The following is a 16,969-nucleotide window of genomic DNA, read 5'->3' as shown; positions in this document are numbered from 1 at the left end:
AGGCATGAGTGAGGACCGGAGCAAGCCCACGCCGTGGCAGTTCATCCCCTACGCCTACGGGCGCAAGGTGCTGCCGCCGTCGATGCACGAGTGGGTGGCGAACGACCTCGCCGGCCCCCGCGCGGCGTGGCGCACCGTGGTCCGGTTCGCCATCCCCTGCTTCATCATCCTGATCCCGTTCTGGTTCTTCCCGACCTCGGTGCTGAACAAGGCGACGATGACGCTGCCGATCTTCATCCCCTTCGTCTACTTCGCGATCGCGCTGAACAAGATCTACCGGCGCGCCCGGCTGCGGCACCACGGCCTGGACCCCGACCTCGTCGACGTGATCGCCCGCGAGCGCGAGGCCGACCTGCACGCGGACTACCTCGCCAAGTACGGCCCGCGGGACCACTGATGTACGTCGCGGCACCGGACCGGGCGGGCGAGGCGCGGGCCCGCGACATCGTGGCCGCGGCCAGCATCGGCACTCTCTTCTCCGCGGCCGGCGGACTCGACGCGACGACCCTGCCGGTGCTGTGGGACGGCGACCTCGTCATCGCCCACCTGGCACGGGCGAACCGCCACTGGCGCGCGCTCGACGGCGCCGACGTCCTGCTCGTCGTGACCGGTCCGGACGCCTACGTCTCGCCGAGCTGGTACCCGTCGAAGGACGAGCACGGCCGCGCCGTCCCCACCTGGAACTACAGTGAGGTCCACATCCGGGGAACGGCCCGAATCCTCGACGACCCGGCCGCGACCCGCGGGATCGTCGAACGACTGACCCGGCGCCACGAGGCCTCCAGACCGGCTCCCTGGTCGGTCGACGACGCGCCCGCCGGGTACATCGAGCAGCAGCTCAAGGCGATCGTGGGGGTGCAGATCGCCGTGCGCGAGGTGACGGCGAAGCAGAAGTGGAGTCGCGGCCGCGCCGCGCGCGACATCGACGGCGTCCAATCCGCCCTGGACGGGGTGGCGCCCGCGGCGGCCGAGGAGATGCGACGCACCCGCGCTGATATGTGACCCGCGTCCTACTATCAGTGACATGGCGCTCACCGAAGTCCTCCAGAAGCTGGCCCTGCAGATCCCCACCCCGCTCGTCGCGGGCGCTGCGAAGCTGCTCTTCAGCCTCCCCCTGCCGGTCAAGCAGCGGCTCGGCACGCCGCAGACCGTCGAGGGCAACGAGCTGGACCTCGACTCGCAGATCATTCTGCGGCTGCTGAGCCTGCAGGGCGTCGACGGCCTCTCCGGCGCCCGCGATATCGCCTTCTCCCGCGCCTCGATGCTGCAGCTGAGCCGGGCGGTCGGCGCGGGCACGGCCCCGTCGGTCGGCGCGCGGGGCCTCATGGTCGACGGTGCGGCCGGCCCCCTCCCGGCGCGCCTCTACACGCCGGCCGGGCTCGACGCGGGCTCCCCGCTCGTCGTCTTCTTCCACGGCGGCGGCTTCGTCCTCGGCGATCTCGACTCGCACGACGCGCCGTGCCGGTACATCGCGGACCGGGCGCGCGTGCGGGTGCTCGCCGTCGACTACCGGCTGGCCCCCGAGGCGATCTTCCCCGCGGCCGCCGACGACGCCGTCGCCGCGACCGCGTGGGCCATCGCGCACGCCGATCAGCTGGGCGCCGATCCGTCCCGGGTGGCGGTGTCGGGCGACAGCGCGGGCGGCAACCTCGCGGGTGTCGCCGCGCGCGAGCTGGCGCTGGCCGGCGGCCCGCAGCCGGCGTTCTCGCTCCTCTTCTACCCCGTGACCGGTGCCGATCCGGAGAACCGCAGCCGCGACACCTTCGCCAGCGGCTACTTCCTCACGAAGGCCGACATCGACTTCTTCCGGGAGCTCTACACGCCGGAGCCCGGGCAGGACACCGACCCGAAGTTCGACCTGCTGCACGCCGACGGCCTCGAAGGCATCGGGCGCACGCACGTCGTGGTCGCGGGCTTCGACCCGCTGCGCGACGAGGGCGCGGCCTACGCGCAGCGGCTGCGCGACGCGGGCGTCGACGCCACCACGCAGCTGGCCCCTGGCGCGCTCCACGGCTTCCTGAACACCGTGGGAGTGAGCGCCGACGCGCGGGTCGACGTGGACGCCGCGCTCGACGTCCTTCGCGCTGCGCTCGCGCAACGTTAGCGACAACAATCGTTGGAAGTTGCCTTCGCGCACGAACACGCATGTCACGAAAGGTGGCACCCGTACGCGTATACCCCGTATCGTAGGTCTTGCGGCCGCCATATGACGTCTCCCCCCACGTCGGTGGCTGCGTGATTGAGCCTTGATACCGGCTCCCCCTCCTCCCCCCATTCCGGGAGCCGGTATCAAGGCCTTTCACGTTTTCAGCCCCGGTCGGGCGAGGTGGATACTGGAGGGGTGACGGATCTCGACCAGGCCCCCGCTCCGGCCGCCACGCAGCCGGAGCAGGCTCAACGCACCTTCCTCGACGTCGGTGGCATGACCTGCGCCGCGTGCGTCGGGCGGGTCGAGCGCAAGCTCAACAAGCTCGACGGGGTGCGCGCCGTGGTCAACCTCGCGACGCGGACGGCCACTGTCGAGCACGCGCCGACGGTCACCGTCGAGCAGCTGACCGGCACCGTCGAGGCCGCGGGGTACACCGCCGCACCCAAGTCACCGAACCCGCGTCGCGCGATCCTCGCCGAGGAGCGCGAGCGGCGCGACGTGCTGCGCCGGCTGATCGTCTCCCTGGTGCTGTTCGTGCCCGCCGCGGACCTCTCGATCGTGCTCGCGACCATCCCGTCGACGCGGTTCACCGGCTGGCAGTGGGTACTGCTCGCGCTGAGTCTGCCCGTCGTGACCTGGGGCGCCTGGCCGCTGCACAAGCGGGCCTTCCTGGGTGCGCGGCACGGCGCCGCGACGATGGACACCCTGGTCTCGGTCGGCATCATCGCCGCCACCGCATGGTCGGTGGTCACGGTGCTCACGCCCGGCCGGCAGCGCCCCGATCCGCACGGCTTCTGGAACGCGATCATCCAGTCCGACCCGATCTACCTCGAGGTCGCGATGGGCGTCACCGTCTTCGTGCTCGCGGGCCGCTACTTCGAGGCGTCGGCGCGGGCGAAGGCCGCGTCGGCGCTGCGGGAGCTCGCCACGCGCGGCGCGCGCGAGGTGTCGGTCCTGGTCCGCGACGGTTCCGAGCTCCGCATCCCCGTCGGCGAGCTGCGCGAGGAGCAGCTCTTCGTCGTGCGCCCCGGTGAGACGATCGCCACCGACGGCGTCGTCGAGTCCGGCACCGCCTTCGTCGACAACTCGGCGATGACCGGCGAGTCCCGTCCCGTGCCCGCCGGCCCCGGCGACCGTGTCGTCGGCGGCACCGTCTGCCAGGACGGCCGCCTGACGGTGCGCGCGACCGCCGTCGGCGAGGACACCACCTTCGCCGCGATGCTCCGGCTCGTCGAGGACGCACAGGCGAGCAAGGCGCGGATGCAGCGCCTCGCCGACCGGGTCTCCGCCGTCTTCGTGCCGTGCGTCTTCGCCATCGCCGCGCTCACCTTCGCGGGCTGGCTGTTCGGCAGCGGCATCGACAGCGCGGTGAAGTCCGCGATCGCCGTGCTCGTGATCGCCTGCCCGTGCGCGCTGGGCCTCGCGACTCCCGTCGCCTTCATGGTCGCGTCGGGCCGCGGGGCGCAACTGGGCGTCTACGTCCGCGGGCATCAGGCGCTCGAGGCCACCGAGACCATCGACACCGTCGTCTTCGACAAGACCGGCACCGTGACCACCGGCGTGCTCTCGGTGGCCGGCGTGAGCGTCGCACCGGGCTTCACCGAGGACGCCGTACTGCGGCTCGCCGGCGCGGTCGAGGCCGCCTCCGAGCACGCCGTCGCGCGGGCCGTCGTCGCGCGCGCCGGGAGCGAGCTGCCCTCGGTGGAGGACTTCCGGGCCGTGCCGGGCCTGGGCGCCACGGGCGTCGTCGAGGGCGCCGCGGTGCGCGTCGGATCGCCGCGCTTCGTCGCGCCGGGCGTGCTCGTGGGGGCGGTCGAGGCTGCCGCCGAGTCGGGCCGCACCGTCGCCGTGGTGGAGGTCGACGGTGCCGTCGCCGCCGTCCTCGAGGTGGCCGACACGATCAAGGCCGACGCCGCCGCCGCCGTTGCGCGGCTGCACGAGGCCGGGATCCGGACGGTGCTGCTCACCGGCGACAACGCCGCCGCGGCGGCCAAGGTCGCGGCGCTCGTCGGCATCGACGACGTGCGCGCCGACGTGCTGCCCGACGGCAAGGTCGCGGCGGTTCGGGAGCTGCAGGCCGCGGGCCGGAAGGTCGCGATGGTGGGCGACGGCGTGAACGACGGCCCCGCGCTCGCCGCGGCGGACCTGGGCCTCGCGATGGGCACCGGCACCGACGTGGCGCAGAGCGCCGCCGACGTGGTCCTCATGCGCGAAGAACTCTCCGCCGTCCCCGACGCCCTGGGACTCGCGCGGGCGACCCTGAAGACCATCAAGACGAACCTGGTGTGGGCGTTCGGCTACAACGTGGCCGCAATCCCCGTCGCCGTCGCCGGGCTGCTGAACCCGCTGATCGGCGCCGCGGCCATGGCCTTCAGCTCGTTCTTCGTGGTGTGGAACAGCCTGCGCCTGCGCGCGTTCGGCGCACGTTAGAAGCTTCCCGACGACCCGCCGCCGCCCGAGAAGCCTCCCGAGGAGCCCGACGAGCCGGATCCGCTGTCCGAGGAGAAGCTCGAACTCGAGCCGCCCCCGCCGAAGAATCCGCCCGAGGACGAGGAGCCCGACCGGGCGTCCGACTCGCTGACCCGCCAATCCGGGTAGATGCTGTTCCAGGTCCCGCGTCGCACCCCGGTGTGCCGCTGGGCATGCGCGAACCGGCGGCGGTTCGACCACGTGGCGTAGCCGGGTTCGGCGGCGACGAGATCGGCCAGCTGCGAGCGCAGCTCGGGGGTGTCGGCGTCGCGGTCCCGGGAGCCGGAGACGACCATCGAGACCACCCCGCCGACGGCAATGAGAACGATGAACGCGATGAAGATCCCCGGCGGTCCGTCGTCGGACTTCTCGGTGTTCGGCCAGCCCGGGCCTGTCACGGTGTACGTCCCGCGGTTGGTGCCGTACCCGGGTTCGACGGTGATCGTCGAACCGCCCGGCACCAGCCCGTCCGTGTCGGGAATCCCGTCCCCCTGCACCGTCGTGGGCGCAGTCGTCGTCGCGGCTCCTCCGGTTGCGACGTCGGCCAGGCCCCGCAGACCGGCGACGACCCCGTTCGCGTAGTCACCCCCGCGGAAGGGCGGCGTGATGACGGTACCGATGAGGCGGGTGATCTCGGCGTCGGGGATCCGCGCCATCGCCGCCGGGGTGGTGTAGACGCCGACCTTCCTGGTCTGCAGGTCCACGCCGATCACGACGGCCTCGCCCCGGTCCCGGCCGAGCACCGCGCCCGCAGTGGTGGCGAACGCCCGGATGTCCTGGCCGCCGATGCCGTTCGCGGTGACGACCGTGCCGACCATCCCCGTGCGCGACTGGAAGTCGTCCAGCGCCACCTCGACGTCGGCGGCCCGATCGCCGAACAACCCGGCCCGGTCGACGACGCCGGCCGGGTCCGCTGTCGCCACGCCCGTGCCGGCCAGCAGCGCGAGCACCGCTGCCACCAGGATGGCGAAGATCCGTTTCATGATCGGATCGTAGTTAACGATCGCGACGCAGCGCTACACTATCGACAGACCGCGCCGTAGCGCGCCGGGAACCGCGAGTCTCAGAGAAGTTCGGGCTCGGAGTCCTCGTCGCGGTTGCGCCAGGCCCAGTGCAGGACGAGGCCGAGGGTGACGAGCGCGATCGCGGCCTCGTCCGTGGCCCAGGCGACGACACCGCCCACGAACTGGTCGCGGTGCAGGTCGGTCATCCACGGGAAGTCGAGATACAGGTACAGGCGCGAGCCGACGAGACCGTCCATCGTCATGACGATGAGCGCGAAGACCATCGTGATCGGCATCATCGCGAGCAGCATGCCGATGCGGCCGATGAACGGCAGCTCACCGGGCACGGGATCGATCTGGAAGACGCGCCAGTAGAATAGGAAACCGGTGAACAGCAGCGCCGAGTAGATGGCCAGATGGCCCCAGTGGTACCGGCCGATGGCGTCGAACAGCGGCGTGAAGTACAGGCCGTAGAGCACGGCAGCGAACAGCGCGAGCTGCACCGCAGGGCGCATGAGCACCGCGAAGGACCGCGACTGGAGCATCATCGACAACCACCGCGCGGGCGCCCCGGTGAGCGTCTGACGCATCAGCGTGACGGGCGCGCCCAGCAGCAGGAGCACGGGGACGATCGAGGTCATCAGCATGTGCACCACCATGTGCACGCTGAACATCGCGTTGGAGTAGGTGCGCAGCCCGGAACTGGTCAGGGTGAGCAGGGCGGCACAGCCCAGGACGAACAGCACCGTGCGGTACCAGGGCCAGTTCCGGGTGCGGCGAACCAGGACCAGGTAGCCGACGGCGAGAGCGATGGCGAAGGGCGCCAGGTTCAGGTCGGGACGCCAGTTGCCGAGGAAGGCCATCGCGCTCGGCGGGTCCGGCAGGTTGTAGCCGAGGAAGTTCTCGCCCACCGTGGGCCTGCTGCGGAGGAAGGGCGGCGGCGTCAGCTCGGACGCCGCGATCGCGGTGCCGAACGCCGCCGTCAGCAGCGCCGCGGCCGCGGGGAGCGCCCGCAGCCAGTGCGCCGCTCCCGCCGCGGCCAGCAGGACGCCGGTGGCGACAAGCAGCAGGCCGTACCAGGTGACCCAGAGGTCGGAGCCGGGCGCCATGACCACGGCGATGACGGCGCCGTTGGCGAGCACCAGCGCGGCGTACAAGGGGCCGACCCATCGCCGTTCGGTCCGCGCCGGCAGCCGCACGGCCGACCACAGGCCGCCGAGCCACAGCGCGGCGACGACGGCGAGCGTGGTCAGCGCGGCCGTGGTGTAGTCGTGATCCCAGTTCTGGGCCTCGTTGGCGGTCACGACCGTGGCGAGGAGGCCCACCACCGCGGGCAGCAGGATCCACAGGTGCGCGACCCAGGACAGCGCGGTGCGCAGGCCCGCGTAGACGAGCACCGCGCAGATCAGTGAGACGATCCAGCCCTTCGCGGTGTCCGACGCCGAGATCAGGGTGGTGAGGCCGCCGACCCGGTAGGTGGTGACGAGGTCCTGGGCGGCGCTCTCCGCGGCCGCGAGGAAGACCATCGGGACGGAGACGATCGCCCAGGCGGCGGCGTACCGTCGGGCCTGGATCTGCGAGAGGTAACCGCGCAGGCCGAGTTCGCCCGTATCGAGCGCCCTGGTGCGGAAGACGGCGTAGCCCACCGCGCCGAAGGTCAGGGCCGCGGCGACGGTGCCGACGAGGCGTCCGGCGGCGGCGCCGTAGGCGGTGAGCGCACCGGGGTAGGCGTTGCCGTTGACGAGGTAGCGCAGCTCGCCCTCACTGGCGATGAGCCAGATCACCACGGCGAGGGCGGCGGCGGAGCCGACGAACAGCGCTGCGATGCCGCCCACGCGGGGGGCGCCCGGAGATCCTTCGGTCGCAGCGGCGTCGGACTCCTGCGCCACCGTGGTCAAGCTACTTCGCGTCCTTGATCTTCTTCACGGCCTTGTCGAGGAAGCCGTTGAACTCGCCGCGGTCCGGATCGCCGCCGAGCTTGGTGCCCTGCACCGCGACGGTGTAGCCGCGCAGCGAGGCCACGCCCACGAGCACCTTCTGGTGGATCGGGAAGGAATCGTCACCCTTGGCGCGCGTGCCGTCGAGGGCGATCTCGAAGGTGGCCTTCTGCTTGTCCGACGAGACCTCCTTGGTGATGGCGCGCACCTTGATGGTGCCGCCCCGCGGATCGTTGGTCTCGATGGTCACGTCCGAGCACATCTTGAGCAGGCCGACCTTGACGGTGTCCACGTCGACGTCCTTGGCGACCAGCGTCTCGCTCAGGCTCTTGCGGTCCTGATCGTGCACGCCGGCGACGGTGTCGCCCTCGCCCTGGCCGCCCTTGGCGGCGGCGAGGATGTTCTTGCACTCCGGCGGGGTGACCTTCGCCGAGCTCGCGAGGGTCAGCGGGTCGGCGCCGAGCTCGTTCGCCAGCCGCTGCTGCGGCGACGGCACGACGATGTAGCCGCCCGGGAAATCGCTCGAGTTCAGCAGCAGCTCCGCCGACGATGCGGTGGGCTTGGTGGTGGTATCGGGGTCGGCGACGGCGACACCACCGGTCAGGCCGACGACCAGCGAGGTCGCGGCGGTGAGGGTGGCGGCACGACGCAGGCCCGCTCGCTTGAGGTCAGTCTTCGCGTTCATCCTTCACCTATCTCCGGTCTCGAGCCGTTCGTTACGGGCGACGACGGTGACGGTGGTCACCGCACGGCCCGCTTGCGCAGCGCGATCGTGCCGAGCGCCGCGACGGCCACCACGATCTCCGCCGCGGCGAAGACGATCATGAGGGTCATCCAGGGCTGCATCGAGCTCATCGAATGGCCCATCGAACCCATGTCCATCCCGGGCATGGAGTGGTCCATACCCGCCATGCCGGAGTCCATCGCCGACATCAGCACCGGGTGCAGCGCGATCATGATCGCGCCCATCGCGGCGGTCCGCACCCAGGCGCTCACCGTCGGGTTGCGGAACAGGCACACCGAGCAGTGCGCGCAACCGATCAGCATCGCCGCGACGATCAGCGAGACCACCCAGCTGTTGTCGCCGAGCATCGGCAGGTGCACCAGCGACGTGGCGAGCGCGACGGCGGCGCCGACCCACCCCCAGATGCGGATGGTCCGGGACGTTCCGGCGGCGTCGGCGTGCGCGTGGTTCACGCCCGCGATCCTACCCGGGTGGTTCCGCACCGGAAAGTCGGTACACGGCGCCCGCGAGAGCGGCGAGAATCCAGGTCAGGTACCAGATCTGCAGGAAGCCGGAAGTGTCGAGGATCAGGCAGATCACGATCAGCGCGGCGATGGACCCGCTGATGCCGCTGGCCAGCTCCGCCGTGACGCCGGTGGCCCGCGCCGACGCCCGGACCGCGAGATAGAGGGCGAGTGCCAGGGCGGCGATGAACGTGACCAGCCCGAAGACGCCCGCTTCCATGAGCCGGGAGAGGTACTGGTTGTCGAGCACGGGCTGTTTGAGGGTCGGGTACGCGCCCACGCCCTGGCCGAACCAGAGGCGTTTCCAGACGTTCTCGGCGACGAAGGCCTGGCCGACGGCCCGCGACTGCAGCGACGAGTCGTTGCCCGATCCGGCGAAGGTCTTGATCAGCGCGAGAATGATCTTGATCTGGAAGACGGTGCCGACGAGGAAGAGTGTCACCGCGCCGGTGACGATCACCAGCAGGCGGCGAACGGGCCAGCGCCAGCACATGACGGCGACCGCCGCCGCGCCGCCGACGATGGCCGACCGTGACAGCGAGGCCAGGTCCGCCGCGACGAGGATCGCGGTGCACAGCGACCAGGGCCAGGTCTTCACACCGCGCTTACGGGCGCTGAGGATCAGTGCCACACCCAGCGGGATCAGTACCGTGAGCACCGCGCACAGTTCCAGCGCGTGCCCCGCACTGCCCTGCGGGCGGTTGAGACCGGCGCGCGTGAAGTTCTTGATGAGGACGAAGTCGCTCGCCTTGGTGATCACCGGGATCCGGAAGTTCGGCGCGAGATCGAGGCCCGTCGCGGCGTAGAGCAGGCCGAACAGGGCGCTGACCGTTCCCCCCAGGACGAGCCCGGCGAGCACGATGCGCAGCGCGTGCTCCGAACGCACCACCGCCAGGATCAGCAGCACCATCCCGACGAGGAGCAGATCGACCAGGACGTAGCGGTCCATCGCGTCGACGGTGATGCCGCTGGGAACCCCGCGCGCCATCGCCCCGCCGTAGGAGACGAACGAGGCGAAGGCGTAGGCGAGCACCGCGGCGATGACGGTCCGGTCGCGCACCATCGGCGCGTAGCCGGTGAACGCCGCCATGCCCCAGACCACCGCGCCGACCGCGAACAGCGTCTGCGCCAGCGTCAGCCCGTAGGTCGCGGGCACGAGGATCGACTGTCGCATCGACAGCAGCGCGAAGCCGCAGACCGCCACGAACACCGCTCCCGGCGGACCGATCGTCGTCGCGATCCGCCGCGTCACCGTCGAGCCGACCTCGACGGGGTCCACCGTCGGGAGCGCGTCGCGCATCCTGTTCACAGCCGGACCCGGTCCGGACGCCGGATCTCCGCCGTCCCACCCGACGGTGCCGCGTCACCGCCCGGCTCATCCCCGTCCGGGCCGTCACCGCCCGGCTCTTCCCCGTCCGGCCCGGGATCGCGGCTCGCGGCGCCCGCGACCGCGCTCCGCAGCCCGGCGATCAGCACGAAGACGAACAACGTCAGCAGCACGCCGCCCATCGCGTATCCGACGGCCGCCCGCTTCGGATCGGCACCGCTCAGGGTGCCTGCGCGCGGCTCGACGGTGACGCGCAGGTCGGCGAGGGTGCCCTCGAGCGCACCCGCTTCCCGCTGCATCGACTGCAGACGGGCGCGTAAGAAGTCGATCAACGCGACTGCCGCCTCCCGCGCGACCCATTGGTCCGGCGCCCGGACAGCGAACAGCACCTGCGGCGACAGCAGGGCGGACGAGCCCTCACCGGCCACCGTCGAGACGACGTAGTCCGGGGAGCCGCCCTTCGCCACGACGACGCGGCGCGCGTCCTCGCTCAACGCGACCGTCGCCAACACGTGTGCGAGCTGAGCAGTGTTCGACAGGTTGGTGAACGGGTTGAGCGCGGGGTTCGGGTTACCGGCGCCCGGCGGGATCGCGACGACCGCGCCCACCGATTCGTATTCGACGGTCACCGACTTCCACCCCGCGGCACCGCCGACGAGTGCGGCGATGATCACAACGGCGACCACGACGCGGCGTAGGAAGACCGCGCGGACCATGCCCGCGATGTCCATCCGATCTCCTCTCCGCCGCCCTTCCAGGGCGTAGACCACTGCTCGATGCGATCGCAATGATAGCCGGGTCCGGCCGGTACTCAGTCCGACCGCGCTCCCGCGACCTCGCGGTTCACCATGGGCGGGGGCGAGCGGCGTGCGGCGGACGACCGCGCTCGGTCTGCGCGGGCCCGTCGGAACAGTCGCCAGGAGACCATCGCAGCGGCGGCGATCACGGCGGCGATGCCGGCATCGGTCATCGCGGCGATCACCCTGCCCCCGGTGACCTCGTGCGCCGGCGGCGCGGGCACGGTGACCTGCAGTTGGGCGAGCCTGGACGCGGGCACTCCACTGTCGAGCTGGATGGTTCGCACCGCCTCGCGCGTGGCCTCGGTCAGGGCCTCGGCGCCGCGCTTCGCGGAATCCGGGTCGGGAGCGTTGATGGTGTACTCGATCTGCGCCGCGTTCTGCGCGAAGTTCGCCCGCACCTCGCGCGCCACGGTCTCGATGATGTAGTCGCGGCGGGCCCCGGACGCGGCGGCGACGCGGTCGCGGGTCGACTCCGACGTGATGTTGGTGGCGACGACGGCGGCGAACTGGGTCGAGTTGTACAGGTTCGCGAAGGGGTTCTGCCCGGCGTCCGGGTTCCCCGCCCCCGGAGGCAGGACGACGACCGCGCCCTGGGTCGCGTAGTACGGGTGCGTCGTGGTGTATCCGACGCACCCGCCCGCGACGGCCGCGACCAGCACGATTCCGGTGGCCACCAGTCCGGCGCGCAATCCGCGGAGCCACCGCGCCAGATCAGTCCACACGTTTCCTCAGCACCTCTGTCGGTCTTCGCGATCGCAACCGACTCTAGCGCGGCCGGCGGCTGCGCCCAACCCGCGTCGCTTGACCCCTCTCCGGCGCTCGTGATCGACTGGCCCCAGGTAATCGGCGTTACGAAACCAGCGCTTGCAGCTCCGACCGATCGAAACGGGATCCGTCATGAACGCGAAGCATCTGGGTGCGGTGGCCGCCGCCCTCCTCACCGCGACCTCGCTCACCGCCTGCGGTTCGAGCGACGATCACCAGGACAGCTCCGTCGCCTTCTCCCAGATCAAGGGCGAGGACTTCTCCGCCAATCCGGGAGCCTGGCAGACCGACGGTGTCCCGGTGCCGGAGAAGAACGTAGCGGTGGTCGGCGACCCCGTCGCCGCGCAGGCGGTCGCGAACGCGGGGCTCGAGCAGGGCACCGTCACCGCGACTTCCGACGGGACCACCGTCTACTACCCGAAGGCGCCCGCCGTGCCCGGGCTGCCGGTCGCGCCGCCGGAGGTCGCGCCGCCGCCTCCGCAGTTGACGCGGCCCGTCAACACGCGGCCGTGGAACTACACGCCGCACCAGATCGCCGCCTACCGGCAGATCTGCGAGACCGGCCGGTGGAACGACTGGGTCGCGGGTACGGAGGTGCAGTCGCAGACCTGCTGGACGCTGTACGGGCGCCAGCTCGGCGTGCGCCCGTGGTACCCGGGCCAGCCGAAGCCCTGGGAACGGCCGTCGTGGCCCAAGCCCTGGTTCGACTCCGGGTTCCGCGCCGACGTCCCGCTGATGTGGGTGTATCCGCGCGACTGGAAACGTCCGCGGCTGCAGCCGATCATCTCCGTCTCGATCGGCCTGAACGTTCCCCGGAATCCGCACGCCCGGCCGAATCCGCGGTTCCAGGACGATCCGTTCGTGCCGGTGTGGGCGGTCACGCCCGGGCGCCCCGTCGCGGCACGGGATCAGGCCCGGGTGGTCACGCCCTGGCTGGCCTACGACGCCACGCCGACGGTCCGCTACATCGCGCCGCCCGTCTACCCGGGCACGGTCCTCGCGGCGATGCCCGCGTCGGGCCGGGCGGACGTCGTGACGGCGCTCCCGGGCGGCGACGGGGAGTGGAACCCGAACCGGGACAAGACGGTTCTCGCCCCGTCCGCCCGGGCCATCGCCGGTGCGAGCGTCTACAACGGCACCCGCGCAGACGTGGTGCGGGCGCTCGGCGAGGACGTCGACGTGAGCGTCCCGGCGAGCCGCGCCCGACCGTCGACGACCACGACGACCACCACGGCGAAGACGAAGACGACGGACGCGAGCACCTCCGCGACATCGGCCGCGCGGAGCACCGAATCCGACGGCACGGAATCCAGGACGACCACGCAGACCACCGATCGCACGACCTCCACGACGCCCTCTCAGGCGCCGTCCACCACCACGACGAAGCCCACGACGACCACCACGACGAACCCCGGGACCTCGGCACCTCCGGCGACGCGGACCACGACCACCGCACCGAAGACGACCACGACCGAGGCCCCGGCCAGCACGACAAAGGCGGAGACGCCGGCGACCACCACGACCACGCGGCCGAAGCGGACCACCACCGCGGCGGCCGCCACGACGACCACGACGACTCCGGCGCGCTGACCGGACGGCGGGCTCTCCATCCGGCCGGGCGACGGACCGGCTCGAGCCGCAGCCGAGCGTCACCGTGGGTCGGCGCGGTTCACCTCTGACCTGCCACACGACTCACGACTCACGACTCACGAAATATTCGAATCGTCACACACTATCGAAAACTTGTCGGTGGGGCGGCGTAGCGTTCGGGTATGGAAGAAGATGTTGCGGTAGAGGTGGATCCGCCTCCTGATGCGCTAGTGGCGGAACGGTTGCGTTCGAGTCATGTGCGGCGGTGTCGGCTCGCTTTCGAACAGTACGAGCTCGCAGTGGATCTGCTGCGGGAGCGGGTGTGCGAACGGGCTGCGTCCGGGTTGCCGCAGGATCGGTGGCGGCAGGGTGTGGCGGCGGAGGTCGGGCTGGCACTGCGGATGTCGCCGCACACGGCCGCTCGGTTCCTGGCGCGGGCGGTGGAGCTGGAGAAGCACCTGCCGCACACCCGGGCACGGTTGTACGCCGGTGACCTGGCCCCGGAGGCGATCCCGATCCTGGTGGCGGGTCTGTCTCATCTGAACGTCTCGGATCGGGAGCGGGCGGACGAGCTGCTGTGCGCCGACCCCGCCACTCTGGCCGGGTGCGGGCTGGGCCGGATCTCGGATCTGGTGAAGAAGCTCGCCTACGAGCTCGACGCCCAGGCGACCCTCGACCGCAACGCCGCCGCGGAGAAGGACCGCACCGTCACCATCCTGCCGCTGCCGGACGGGATGGCGCGGGTGTCGCTGCTGCTACCCGTCGCGCAGGGCGTCGGCGTCTATGCGGCGCTGCGCAAGCACGCCGCCACGCTCCTCGGCGTCGGAGTGGACCTGCGCACACGCGGGCAGATCATGGCGGATACCGCGTTCGCGCGGATCACCGGCCGCGAGGCAGCCGCCGGGCAGCCGGTGACGGTGAACCTGACCATCCCCGCCACCGTGCTCCTCGGGGATCGGCCCGGCACCGCGCAGCTCGACGGCGGCGGCACCATGCCCGCGGAGATCGCCCGCAACCTCGTCGGCAAAGCCACCGCCGCCGGCATCGCCTGGGTCACACGGCTCTACATCGCCCCGGAGTCCGGTGCGGTCGTGGCGATGGATTCGCGGCAACGCTGCTTCCCGGACGGACTGGCGGAGATGATCCGGGCGCGGGACCGGTACTGCCGCACCCCGTACTGCGACGCACCCATCGCCCACACCGACCACATCGTCCCCCACGCCGCGGGAGGTCCCACCGAGTTCGACAACGGCCAAGGCCTCTGCGCAGCATGCAACTACGCCAAAGAAGCCGCCGGCTGGCACAGCACCGTCACCCCCGACCCGAGCGGACGGCACACCGTCGAAACCCGCACACCCACGGGGCATGTGCACCGGTCCACGGCACCGCGACAGGCGGCGTGATCAGATTCGGCGGCCGAGCCCCACGCGGGTCAGCGTGCCGACGAGGCGCAGTGTGCGGCCAAGCTGCTGCGGCGAGGCCATGATGGTGCGCTTGTGCCGGTGCCCGGCGGCGGCGACGGGCTTGCCGTCGAGCCGGTCGGCGAGCCAGCCGAGCAGCATCGGCGCCGACAGGAAGTGCATCGAGAAGTGGTCGCTCCACTGGTCGGTCACGTACTCGACGTGCGTGCCGCCGGCGGAGTACCGCCCGACGTGCGCCTCGGCGTCGGTGACCGGCGAGATCTGGTCCTTGGTGGACTGCACCACGAGCATCGGCATCGTGGGCGCGGACTGGCCGGGCCGGATGTCGTCGAAGATCTCGAGCAGCTTGGGCAGCCGGGCGATGTCCTCGAAGGGGATGTCGCAGTAGTACCCGAAGTCCTTGTGCGCCATCTTGCGGATGGCGCGCTCGGGCGACCAGTCGAGGGCGTCCTCGTAGAAGAGCTTGCGGCCCTTGTCGTTCACGTGCTCGGCGAGCACCTCACGCAGCGTCGGGTACTCGCGGGCCAGTGCCGCGATCACCAGCGTCGGCAGGCCCGTGAACAAGGTGTTGTTCAGGTAGACGAAGACATTGCCCGGATCGGAGACGGGCGCGCCCACGGCCCCGGCGATCAGGTTCAGCTCGGGCGCGTACGACGGTGCGATCTCCGCAGCCCAGGAGGTGGCCAGGCCGCCGCCGGAGTAGCCCCAGACACCCAGGCGGGTATCGGCGGCGAGACCGAGCGGCTCGTGCGAGAGCGCGGCGCGCAGACCGTCGAGCACCATGTAGCCGGGCTCGCGCGGGATGCCCCAGCGGCCGGCCTGGCCGCCGTGGTCGGGCACCGAGACGGTCCAGCCCTTCGCGACGGCCGCGGCGATGAAGAGGTACTCGATCTGCGGGAACGAGGCGTCCTCGGTGCGCACGCCGTGCTGCAGCACGTAGGAGGGGAAGGTCTTGGGGTGCAGCGAGTCGATCGCGCACTGGTAGGAGACCAGTGGGGCCCCGGCCTTCGCGCCGCGCAGCGGGCTGATCACCGTGGTCACGGTGACCTCGGGGACGCCGTGCATATTGACCGTGCGGTACAGCAGCTGCGTCGCGCGCACCTTCTGCTTGATCCGGCCGAGGAAGCCGATGCTCACGTCGCGGTACCGCAGCACGGTGCCCTCGGGGGCGTCCTCGAAGCCCGACGGGGCGTCGAAGAACGGGTCGGAGCCCACCATCTGCGGCTCCGCGGGTGCGGGCCACTGCTCGGCGAGGTCCGTGCGGTTCTGCACAGCCGTCATGTCGCGTCCTCCTGATCGGGCGTTCGGAGCGACCCTACACGCATTTGGGACAGATCTGAAGAATCTGTCCCATTCGCCGTTCGTGAACATCCGATGAACCGGCCTCAAGATCCGGGCCGGCGGGCTACGTTTGCACATTCACACGGCAGAAGAGGTGACGCCATGACCCCCGGCGATCGAGTGCAGCTCCGCGACGAGGCGCTGACCTACGGAACGGTGCTGCTCGCCGACGACGACGAGACGGTCTCGGTCAAGCTCGACGACGGGCGCGCCGTCGCGGTGCACCGCGAGGCACTGGTGCTGCTCTGACCCCGCACTACCCGGAGACCGACTGGACGCCCATGAGCGCCAGCGTCGTCCGCAACGAGGCCACCAGGGACTCCGTCGGAATGGTCGGGTCCAGCGCGCGGTGGATGCCCATGCCGACGCCCGCGCTCAGCATCAGGTCGGCCGCGTACGCGATCTGCTCGCCGTCCACGGCCCCGGCGTTCTCGACATCGAGCAGGCCCGTCAGCCCGTCGACCACCGCCTGCCGCAGCGAGTTCCGCAGCGCCACCGCCATGGCGCGCAGTTCGGGATCGTTCCGCGCGACCACCATGAACTCCAGCTCGAGCATCGTCCAGCCGACGTCCCCGAGAGTCCGCTCCACCCAGTCGGAGAACCGGTCGATCCGTTCCGAGACCTGCCCCGGCGCGGTCGCCAGCGCCTCGATCTCGGCCGCCTTCTCCTCGTGTATCGCCTGCAGCACCTCGCGGCACAGGTTCGGCTTGTCGACGAAGTTCGAGTAGACGGCCCCCTTGGAATACCCGGCGCGATCGGCGATGTCCTCAAGGCTCGCGGCGGCGTACCCCACTTCGAGGAAGCGGTCCCGCGCGGCGACGAGCAGGTCGGCGCGCGTCTGCGCGCGTTGTTCCGTCCTCGTCAGCCTGGCCACGCGAGAAGAATACGTCAGAGGGTATTCAAAAACCGCTAGTATTC

At 71.1% G+C, this 16,969-nt stretch carries 16 protein-coding genes; 7 read left to right on the top strand and 9 right to left on the bottom strand.

Features of this window, described 5'->3' with window-relative positions:
• Positions 1–4 precede the first annotated feature (4 nt).
• The 4 genes from FK268_RS17805 (at position 5) to FK268_RS17790 (ending at position 4,579) form a co-directional block, all read left to right on the top strand.
• Positions 5–397, top strand: coding sequence for a DUF5313 domain-containing protein (locus FK268_RS17805; RefSeq protein ID WP_146436496.1), 393 nt, complete (start codon positions 5–7; stop codon positions 395–397).
• Positions 397–1,002: an FMN-binding negative transcriptional regulator gene (locus tag FK268_RS17800; protein WP_146436494.1), complete on the top strand. Its 606-nt coding sequence runs from the start codon at positions 397–399 to the stop codon at positions 1,000–1,002. Before FK268_RS17805 ends, FK268_RS17800 begins: the two co-directional genes overlap by 1 nt.
• A gap of 22 nt (positions 1,003–1,024) precedes the next feature.
• A complete protein-coding gene (locus tag FK268_RS17795; RefSeq protein ID WP_146436492.1) occupies positions 1,025–2,104 on the top strand; it encodes an alpha/beta hydrolase in 1,080 nt (359 codons plus the stop codon).
• A 237-nt stretch (positions 2,105–2,341) separates the two neighbouring features.
• Entirely contained in the window at positions 2,342–4,579 is a 2,238-nt protein-coding gene (locus tag FK268_RS17790) for a heavy metal translocating P-type ATPase (RefSeq protein WP_146436490.1), read from the top strand.
• Here the strand turns inward: FK268_RS17790 and FK268_RS17785 are convergent.
• From FK268_RS17785 to FK268_RS17755, 7 genes are all read right to left on the bottom strand, one after another.
• A complete protein-coding gene (locus FK268_RS17785) occupies positions 4,576–5,601 on the bottom strand; it encodes a TPM domain-containing protein (RefSeq protein WP_146436488.1) in 1,026 nt (341 codons plus the stop codon). The genes FK268_RS17790 and FK268_RS17785 overlap by 4 nt on opposite strands.
• A gap of 80 nt (positions 5,602–5,681) precedes the next feature.
• Positions 5,682–7,511 carry a cytochrome c oxidase assembly protein gene (locus FK268_RS17780; protein WP_146436486.1) on the bottom strand — a complete coding sequence of 610 codons (1,830 nt, stop codon included), beginning with the start codon at positions 7,509–7,511 and terminating at the stop codon, positions 5,682–5,684.
• 10 nt (positions 7,512–7,521) lie between these two features.
• The gene (locus FK268_RS17775) at positions 7,522–8,244 is read right to left on the bottom strand and encodes a hypothetical protein (RefSeq protein ID WP_146436484.1); all 723 of its coding nucleotides are present in this window, start codon (positions 8,242–8,244) and stop codon (positions 7,522–7,524) included.
• Positions 8,245–8,300: 56 nt separating this feature from the next.
• The gene (locus FK268_RS17770; protein WP_146436483.1) at positions 8,301–8,756 is read right to left on the bottom strand and encodes a hypothetical protein; all 456 of its coding nucleotides are present in this window, start codon (positions 8,754–8,756) and stop codon (positions 8,301–8,303) included.
• Positions 8,757–8,766: 10 nt separating this feature from the next.
• Complete coding sequence (locus tag FK268_RS17765; protein ID WP_368732151.1) at positions 8,767–10,107, bottom strand: O-antigen ligase family protein; 1,341 nt, start codon at positions 10,105–10,107, stop codon at positions 8,767–8,769.
• A 5-nt stretch (positions 10,108–10,112) separates the two neighbouring features.
• Positions 10,113–10,865 carry a hypothetical protein gene (locus tag FK268_RS17760; RefSeq protein WP_146436480.1) on the bottom strand — a complete coding sequence of 251 codons (753 nt, stop codon included), beginning with the start codon at positions 10,863–10,865 and terminating at the stop codon, positions 10,113–10,115.
• 80 nt (positions 10,866–10,945) lie between these two features.
• Entirely contained in the window at positions 10,946–11,656 is a 711-nt protein-coding gene (locus FK268_RS17755) for a hypothetical protein (protein WP_146436478.1), read from the bottom strand.
• Between the two features lie 175 nt (positions 11,657–11,831).
• Here FK268_RS17755 and FK268_RS17750 point away from each other — a divergent pair, with 175 nt between their 5' ends.
• Positions 11,832–13,289, top strand: coding sequence for a hypothetical protein (locus FK268_RS17750; RefSeq protein WP_146436476.1), 1,458 nt, complete (start codon positions 11,832–11,834; stop codon positions 13,287–13,289).
• A 182-nt stretch (positions 13,290–13,471) separates the two neighbouring features.
• The gene (locus FK268_RS17745; protein WP_146436474.1) at positions 13,472–14,692 is read left to right on the top strand and encodes an HNH endonuclease; all 1,221 of its coding nucleotides are present in this window, start codon (positions 13,472–13,474) and stop codon (positions 14,690–14,692) included.
• Here FK268_RS17745 and FK268_RS17740 read toward each other — a convergent pair whose 3' ends face one another.
• Entirely contained in the window at positions 14,693–15,991 is a 1,299-nt protein-coding gene (locus FK268_RS17740; RefSeq protein ID WP_158636141.1) for a lipase family protein, read from the bottom strand.
• A 162-nt stretch (positions 15,992–16,153) separates the two neighbouring features.
• Here FK268_RS17740 and FK268_RS24275 point away from each other — a divergent pair, with 162 nt between their 5' ends.
• Positions 16,154–16,300, top strand: coding sequence for a hypothetical protein (locus FK268_RS24275; RefSeq protein ID WP_158636140.1), 147 nt, complete (start codon positions 16,154–16,156; stop codon positions 16,298–16,300).
• 7 nt (positions 16,301–16,307) lie between these two features.
• Here the strand turns inward: FK268_RS24275 and FK268_RS17735 are convergent, their stop codons facing one another.
• Positions 16,308–16,925: a TetR/AcrR family transcriptional regulator gene (locus FK268_RS17735; RefSeq protein WP_146436471.1), complete on the bottom strand. Its 618-nt coding sequence runs from the start codon at positions 16,923–16,925 to the stop codon at positions 16,308–16,310.
• Positions 16,926–16,969 lie beyond the last annotated feature (44 nt).

This window comes from Tsukamurella sputi (genome assembly GCF_007858445.1).
GTDB classification, from domain to species: domain Bacteria; phylum Actinomycetota; class Actinomycetes; order Mycobacteriales; family Mycobacteriaceae; genus Tsukamurella; species Tsukamurella sputi.
This window is presented reverse-complemented; position numbering and strand designations above follow the sequence as displayed.

Bases quoted from the DNA above. Each gene is read 5' to 3' on its own strand.
- FK268_RS17805 (WP_146436496.1), top strand. From the start codon at position 5: ATGAGTGAGGACCGGAGCAAGCCCACGCCGTGGCAGTTCATCCCCTAC.
- FK268_RS17800 (WP_146436494.1), top strand. From the start codon at position 397: ATGTACGTCGCGGCACCGGACCGGGCGGGCGAGGCGCGGGCCCGCGAC.
- FK268_RS17795 (WP_146436492.1), top strand. From the start codon at position 1,025: ATGGCGCTCACCGAAGTCCTCCAGAAGCTGGCCCTGCAGATCCCCACC.
- FK268_RS17785 (WP_146436488.1), bottom strand. From the start codon at position 5,601: ATGAAACGGATCTTCGCCATCCTGGTGGCAGCGGTGCTCGCGCTGCTG.
- FK268_RS17775 (WP_146436484.1), bottom strand. From the start codon at position 8,244: ATGAACGCGAAGACTGACCTCAAGCGAGCGGGCCTGCGTCGTGCCGCC.
- FK268_RS17765 (WP_368732151.1), bottom strand. From the start codon at position 10,107: ATGCGCGACGCGCTCCCGACGGTGGACCCCGTCGAGGTCGGCTCGACG.
- FK268_RS17760 (WP_146436480.1), bottom strand. From the start codon at position 10,865: ATGGACATCGCGGGCATGGTCCGCGCGGTCTTCCTACGCCGCGTCGTG.
- FK268_RS17750 (WP_146436476.1), top strand. From the start codon at position 11,832: ATGAACGCGAAGCATCTGGGTGCGGTGGCCGCCGCCCTCCTCACCGCG.
- FK268_RS17745 (WP_146436474.1), top strand. From the start codon at position 13,472: ATGGAAGAAGATGTTGCGGTAGAGGTGGATCCGCCTCCTGATGCGCTA.
- FK268_RS17740 (WP_158636141.1), bottom strand. From the start codon at position 15,991: ATGACGGCTGTGCAGAACCGCACGGACCTCGCCGAGCAGTGGCCCGCA.
- FK268_RS24275 (WP_158636140.1), top strand. From the start codon at position 16,154: ATGACCCCCGGCGATCGAGTGCAGCTCCGCGACGAGGCGCTGACCTAC.